6 protein-coding genes are annotated in these 6,801 nt (G+C 64.5%); 3 read left to right on the top strand and 3 right to left on the bottom strand.

The annotated features are described in order from the left end of the window. From EN742_RS18805 to tkt, 3 genes are all read right to left on the bottom strand, one after another. Positions 1 to 1,646 (bottom strand): potassium/proton antiporter (locus EN742_RS18805; protein WP_128333139.1); only part of this gene is annotated, 1,646 nt, incomplete at its 3' end. 208 nt (positions 1,647 to 1,854) lie between these two features. Further along, entirely contained in the window at positions 1,855 to 2,865 is a 1,011-nt protein-coding gene (gap, locus tag EN742_RS18800; protein WP_126057972.1) for a type I glyceraldehyde-3-phosphate dehydrogenase, read from the bottom strand. A 155-nt stretch (positions 2,866 to 3,020) separates the two neighbouring features. After that, positions 3,021 to 5,012 carry a transketolase gene (gene tkt / locus EN742_RS18795; protein WP_126057973.1) on the bottom strand — a complete coding sequence of 664 codons (1,992 nt, stop codon included), beginning with the start codon at positions 5,010 to 5,012 and terminating at the stop codon, positions 3,021 to 3,023. A 258-nt stretch (positions 5,013 to 5,270) separates the two neighbouring features. Between tkt and EN742_RS18790 the strand changes: the two genes are divergently transcribed. From EN742_RS18790 to EN742_RS18780, 3 genes are all read left to right on the top strand, one after another. Further along, positions 5,271 to 5,543, top strand: coding sequence for a DUF4164 domain-containing protein (locus EN742_RS18790; protein WP_006200774.1), 273 nt, complete (start codon positions 5,271 to 5,273; stop codon positions 5,541 to 5,543). Between the two features lie 4 nt (positions 5,544 to 5,547). Further along, the gene (locus EN742_RS18785) at positions 5,548 to 5,913 is read left to right on the top strand and encodes a cell division protein ZapA (RefSeq protein ID WP_126057974.1); all 366 of its coding nucleotides are present in this window, start codon (positions 5,548 to 5,550) and stop codon (positions 5,911 to 5,913) included. A 172-nt stretch (positions 5,914 to 6,085) separates the two neighbouring features. After that, positions 6,086 to 6,745, top strand: a complete 660-nt coding sequence (locus EN742_RS18780) for a peroxiredoxin (protein WP_126057975.1) — start codon at positions 6,086 to 6,088, stop codon at positions 6,743 to 6,745. Positions 6,746 to 6,801 lie beyond the last annotated feature (56 nt).

The raw sequence follows: 6,801 nt of genomic DNA, 5'->3' as shown, positions 1-6,801 counted from the left end.
GGCCCGATCAGCACCCGGGCGGCATATGCGGGATGGCCGCCGAGCCGCTCCGTGACCAGGGCGCCGACCGTCAGCTTGCGTTCTGCCTCGGTCAAGCCCGGCGCGTAGGCAGCCTCCAACTCCTCGGCCGAGCGCGTCGGATCTAGCGCAAAGGCGCCGAAGAAGTCCGCGTCCTCCGGATCGACCACGGCGCGGCTGGCGAACAGCTTGTCGAGCAGGCGCGGATAACGGTCCGGCACGAAGATGTATACTTGGTCGCCGGCGGCGAGCCGGCCCATGTCCTGGAAGCGCATCGAGCGGCCGTCGCGCAGCACCAGCGAGGGCCGCGCCCAACGCGGGATGCGCTCGCCACGCGCCACCGGGCTGCCCGGCGCCACGCGATAGGCGAGCAGCTCGTGATGGGCAGAGCCCGGCAGTTCGAGCTCGACCTTGTCCAGGGGCCCGAGCCTCGCCGGCACGATGAGGCCGAGGCGGCGCGCCAGCGGGCCGACGGTCCAGCCCTGCACGACCAGCGACACCAGCACAATGATGAAGGCGACGTTGAAGATGAGGCGGCCGTTTTCCAGGCCGCCGAGCAGCGGCGTGATGGCGAGCAGGATGGAGACCGCGCCGCGCAGGCCGACCCATGAGACGAAAGCGACCTCGGGCCGTGGCAGGCGGAACGTGACCAGGCAGAGCCAGACGGCGATCGGCCGCGCGACGAAGATCAGGAACAGGCCGAGCAAGGTCGCCGGCACCAGGATCGCCGGAAATTGCGAGGGCGTGGCAAACAGGCCAAGGATCAGGAACATGATGATCTGTGCCAGCCACGACATGCCGTCCTGGAAGCGCCTAAGGATGGTGACGGCGCGGATGTCTGAATTGCCCGATACCAGCCCGGCGAGATAGACCGCCAGGAAGCCCGAGCCGCCAATGGCGCCGGCGGCCGCGAACACCATCAGCGACAGCGTCAGCACGAAGATCGGCAACAGGCCGTGGTCGAGGTTCAGCCGCTCGACCAGGCGCACGATGGCAAGGCCGCCGAGAACGCCGATGACGGCGCCAAGCCCCATGCTGATGAGGAAGCCGAGCACGAGGCTGGTGGCAAGCACATTGGCTTCGGGATTGGCGTGGGCGGCGATGATCTCGACCAGAGTGATGGTCAAGAAGATGGCGATCGGGTCATTGGTGCCGGATTCCACCTCGAGCGTCGCGCGCACGCGCTCGCGCAGATTGATCTCGCCGGCTCGCAGCAGGAAGAAGACGGCCGCTGCATCGGTCGAGGCGACGGCGGCGCCGAGCAGGAAGGATTCCAGCCAGGTGAGGTCGAGCATGTAATAGGCAGCGGCCCCGAACAGGCCGGTGGTCAGGATGACGCCGACGGTCGCCAGCGACAGTGCCGGTCCGGCCGCCTGGCGCAAGGCATTGAGCGGCGTGCCGAACCCGGAATCGAAGAGGATGACGGCCAGCGCCAGTGAGCCGGCAAAGTAAGCCAGGCGGGCATTGTCGAACTCGATGCCGAGACCATCGGTTCCGGTGGCCAGACCGATGCAGAGGAACAGCAGCAGAAGGGGAGCGCCGAAGCGAAAGGCGATCAGGCTCGAAAACGCGGCGGCAACGACAAGGGCGGTGCCGACCAGCGTTACAAGATAGATCGCATGCTCCATCCGGAATTGCCCCTCAAATCCGCCTCCCTCCCCGCTTTACGGCAGAGTGGGGCGAAGACATGACCAGCGCAAGGCGGCAGCGTGATTTTTTGCTCCTATGGGGCTGATTTCCGGGGGTTTTGCCGCTCGGGGCGCCAGCCGGCCTGCAAACGAAAAACGCCCGGCCGAAGCCGGGCGTCTGATCTGGAAAGATTGCGGCCTGCGTCGATCAGGCGATGGTCTTGCCGAAGGCGACGGCGGTGTCGCCCATGCGGTTGGAGAAGCCCCATTCATTGTCGTACCAGGACAGCACCGACACAAAGTTGCCGTCCATCACCTTGGTCTGGTCAAGCGCCACGATCGAGGAATGCGGATCGTGGTTGAAGTCGATCGAGACATTCGGGTGATGGGTGACCGACAGAACACCCTTCAGCTTGCCCTTGGATGCGGCGATCACCGCTTCGTTGATTTCCTGCGCGGTGGTCGAGCGCTTGGCGATGAACTTGAAGTCGACGACCGAGACGTTCGGGGTCGGCACGCGGATCGAGATGCCGTCGAGCTTGCCCTTGAGGTCGGGCAGCACAAGGCCGATCGCCTTGGCCGCACCGGTCGAGGTCGGAATCTGCGACAGCGCAGCCGCGCGGGCGCGGTAGAGATCCTTGTGCATGGTGTCCAGCGTCGGCTGGTCGCCGGTGTAAGAGTGGATCGTCGTCATCATGCCCTTCTCGATGCCGACCGTCTCGTGCAGCACGGCGGCCAGCGGCGCCAGGCAGTTGGTGGTGCAGGACGCATTCGAAATGACGATATGGTCCTTGGTCAGCTTGTCGTGGTTGATGCCGTAGACGACGGTGAGATCGGCGCCTTCGGCCGGCGCCGAGACGATGACGCGCTTGGCGCCGGCGGTGAGATGCGCGGCGGCCTTGTCGCGGGCGGTGAAGATGCCGGTGCACTCGAGCGCGATGTCGATGCCGAGTTCCTTCCAAGGCAGCTGGGTCGGGTCCTTGATGGCGGTGACCTTGAACTTCTCAGAGCCGACCGAGATCTGGTCGCCGTCGACCGTCACTTCGTGCGGGAAGCGGCCATGCACGCTGTCGTAGCGCAGCAGATGCGCATTGGTCTCGACCGGGCCGAGATCGTTGACGGCGACGACGTCGATGTCCTTGCGGCCGGATTCATGGATGGCGCGCAGGATGTTGCGGCCGATGCGGCCGAATCCGTTGATGGCAACTCTGACGGTCATGTTTCTCTCCCTGGGAGGCGGATGGGGTCCGCAGCTTCATAGCGGCGGACGGACAAAGAATCCAGCCTTGGAAGGCCTGGATTTAAATCGATTAGGTTGGGCCAGTCCGCCGAAACGGCCATGCGCGGTTTTGGCGGGCTCGCTTGCCTCAACCCTTACTTGCCATGCAGGCGGGCTTCCACCGCTTTCGCCGCAGCATCGGCGGTGATGCCGAAATGCGGATAGAGCTGCTCGATGGTGCCGGAGGCGCCGAAGCCGGTCATGCCGATGAAGATGCCGTCGCTGCCGATGATGTGGTCCCAGCCCTGACGGATGCCGGCCTCGATGGCGACCTTCACCTTCGCGCTGCCGATCGTGTTTCTGCGGTAGTCGTCGCTCTGCTGATCGAACAGTTCGAAGCAGGGCACCGATACGACGCGGGTCGGGTGGCCGTGCTGCTGCAGCAAATCACGCGCGCCGAGCGCGACCTCGACTTCGGAGCCGGTGGCGAAGATCGTCACCGCCGCCTCGCCGTTTGCCGCGGCCAGCTCATAGGCGCCGGATGCGCTGAGGTTCTTCTCGCTGTGCTCGGTGCGAACGGTCGGCAGGTTCTGGCGGGTCAGCGCCAGCGTCGACGGCGTCTTTTCGGATTCGAGCGCCAGCTGCCAGCATTCCGCCGTCTCGACCGCGTCGGCCGGGCGGAAGACCTTGTGGTTCGGAATAGCGCGCAGCGCTGCCATATGCTCAACCGGCTGGTGCGTCGGCCCATCCTCGCCAAGGCCGATCGAGTCATGGGTCATGACGAAGATCGAACGAATGCCCATCAGCGAGGCCAGGCGCATCGAAGGCCGGGCATAGTCGGAGAAGCACAGGAACGTGCCGCCATAGGCGATAAGGCCGCCATGCAGCGTTAGCCCATTGATCGCCGCCGCCATGCCATGCTCACGGATGCCGTAGTGGACATAGCGCTGGCCGTAATCGTCCGGCGTGATATTCTTGGTCTGGCTGGTCTTGGTGTTGTTGGAGCCGGTGAGATCGGCCGAGCCGCCGATGGTTTCCGGCACAGCGCCGTTGATGACCTCGAGCGCCATCTCCGACGATTTGCGGGTGGCGACCTTTGGCTTGTCGGCCGAGAGCTTCTTCTTGTAGTCGGCAATGACGCTGTCGAAGTTCGACGGCAGCTTGCCACTGACACGGCGTTCGAACTCGCCCTTCAGCTCGGCGTCCGTCTTGGCGAGACGCCCTTCCCAGTCAGCGCGGGCCTTGGCACCGGCCTGACCCGCCGCGCGCCATGCGTCGAGGATGTCGCCCGGAATCTCGAAGGGCGGCGAGTCCCAGCCGAAGAACTTGCGCGCGCCGGCGATCTCCTCGGCGCCGAGCGGCGAGCCGTGCGCCTTGTTGGTGCCGGCCTTGGTCGGGGCGCCGAAGCCGATGGTGGTCTTGCAGGCGATCATCGTCGGCTTGTCGGAGTGACGCGCCGCCTCGATCGCATAGGCGATCGCTTCCGGATCGAAGCCGTCGATGTGGCTGGCGTTCCAGCCGGAGGCCTGGAAGCGGGCGACCTGGTCGGTGTTGTCGGCCAGCGACACCGGACCGTCGATCGAGATGTTGTTGTTGTCCCACAGCACGATCAGCTTGTTGAGTTTGAGATGCCCGGCGAGCGCGATGGCCTCCTGGGAGACGCCCTCCATCAGGCAGCCGTCGCCGGCCAGCACATAGGTGTAGTGGTCGACGAGATCCTTGCCGAAGGCGGCATTCATGATGCGCTCGCCGAGCGCGAAGCCGACCGAGTTGGCAAGGCCCTGGCCGAGCGGCCCGGTGGTGGTCTCGATGCCGGCGGCATGGCCATATTCGGGGTGGCCCGCGGTCTTCGAGCCGAGCTGGCGGAAATTCTTGATCTGGTCGAGGGTCATGTCCTCGTAGCCGGTCAGATAAAGCAGCGAATAGAGCAGCATCGAGCCGTGGCCGGCCGACAGGATGAAGCGGTCGCGGTCAGCCCAGTGCGGGGCCCTGGCGTCGAATTTCAGGAAGCGGGTGAACAGCACCGTGGCGATGTCGGCGCAGCCCATGGGCAGGCCGGGGTGGCCGGAATTCGCCTTCTCGACTGCGTCCATGGAGAGAAAACGGATCGCATTGGCCATCCGGTCATGTTGTTCACGCGAGGTCATGCTTCCTCCGGGGTGGGGGTTTGAGGCCTTGGGAGAGGCCTGGAAAGGGTGCGCGACACATAGCAGGCGCGGCCCTTGAGTCAACAAATCGGTGCGTTTTTGCCGGCCTTGTGATGGTCCCGACAGACTTACATTAGCGTTAGCGGGGGACAGTCGCGAGAGCTTTATTGACGTTGCCTTCACACGGCGCCTAATGTTTCCTGGATAACGCGTTCTGAACGCGAACGATTCGGTGATGGGCAGGGTGCAGGACGAGCCATGACCGGGGAAACGACGCTCAAGGAAGTCATCGCCAGGCTGGGCAAAGCCATCGAAGGCCTGGAAAACGCCGTCGCGGCCAAGCTCGAGCACGAGCGCGACTATTCGGAGGCCGAGGCGGAGGTGCAGCGCATGAACGCCGATCGCTCCAGGCTGGCGCAGGAGCTCGACAATTCCGAAGCGCGAGCCGAACGGCTGGAAGACGCCAACAAGGAAGTCTCGCGCCGGCTGGTGACCGCCATGGAAACCATCCGCGCGGTGTTGGACAGGTAGGCCAATGGCACAGGTCACGGTTTCCATCGACGGCAAGCAGTATCGCATGGCCTGCGACGAGGGCCAGGAAGAGCATCTGATCGACCTGGCCGAGCGTTTCGACCGCTATGTCGCGCATCTCAAGGACTCGTTCGGCGAGATCGGCGACCAGCGGCTGACGGTGATGGCCGGCATCATGGTCATGGACGAGCTTTCCGAGCTGCAGAAACGCGTCAAGGGCATGGAAAGCGAAGTGGTGACGCTGCGCAAGACGCGCGACGAGGCGCTGGCCAAGGCCGGCAAGAACGACAGCGTGCTGACCGATGCGCTGGGCGCGCTGGCCCAGCGCATGGAAGACCTCGCGACGACGCTGGCGATCAAGAAGGCCTGAGCCTCGACGCGGCAGAAATTCCTGCCGCATTTGCCCGGAAAAGGTGAAAATATTTCGTCGCCGGTGCCATTCTCGGCGGCGGTTGCCGTATGAAGCATGCGGTCAGAGTGGTAGAGATTGCGAGCGGTGCCGGCGCGGCATGCCGGCGACAGTCAAAGGGTAGGGACACGTCATGAGTCTTCGTATCAACGATATCGCGCCGGACTTCACGGCCGAAACCACGCAAGGGACGATCAGCTTCCATCAATGGATCGGCGACGGCTGGGCGGTGCTGTTCAGCCACCCGAAGAATTTCACGCCGGTCTGCACGACCGAGCTCGGCACGATGGCCGGGCTGGAAGGCGAATTCAAAAAGCGCAACGTCAAGATCATCGGCATTTCCGTCGACCCGGTCGCCAGCCACGACAAATGGCAGGCTGACATCAAGACGGCGACCGGCCAGGAGGTGAAATATCCGCTGATCGGCGACAAGGACCTCGCGGTCGCCAAGCTCTACGAGATGCTGCCGGCAGGCGCCGGCGAGAGCTCGGAAGGCCGCACGCCGGCCGACAACGCCACGGTGCGTTCGGTCTATGTCATCGGGCCGGACAAGAAGATAAAGTTGGTGCTGACCTATCCGATGACCACCGGCCGCAACTTCGACGAGATCCTGCGCGTCATCGATTCCATCCAGCTGACGGCCAAGCATCAAGTGGCGACGCCGGCGAACTGGAAGCAGGGCGAGGACGTCATCATCACCGCCGCGGTTTCCAACGAGGACGCGATCAAGCGCTTCGGGGCGTATGAGACGGTGCTGCCTTATCTCAGGAAGACCAAGCAGCCGACGGCCTGAGGCCTGAGCCTTCCTTCTCCCCGTTTCACGGGGAGAAGGTGCCCGAGGGCGGATGA

It is taken from the genome of Mesorhizobium sp. M4A.F.Ca.ET.020.02.1.1, assembly GCF_004022645.1.
Lineage (GTDB): Bacteria > Pseudomonadota > Alphaproteobacteria > Rhizobiales > Rhizobiaceae > Mesorhizobium.
Note: the sequence above shows the minus strand (reverse complement) of the source record. Positions and strands in the feature narration are given on the sequence as shown.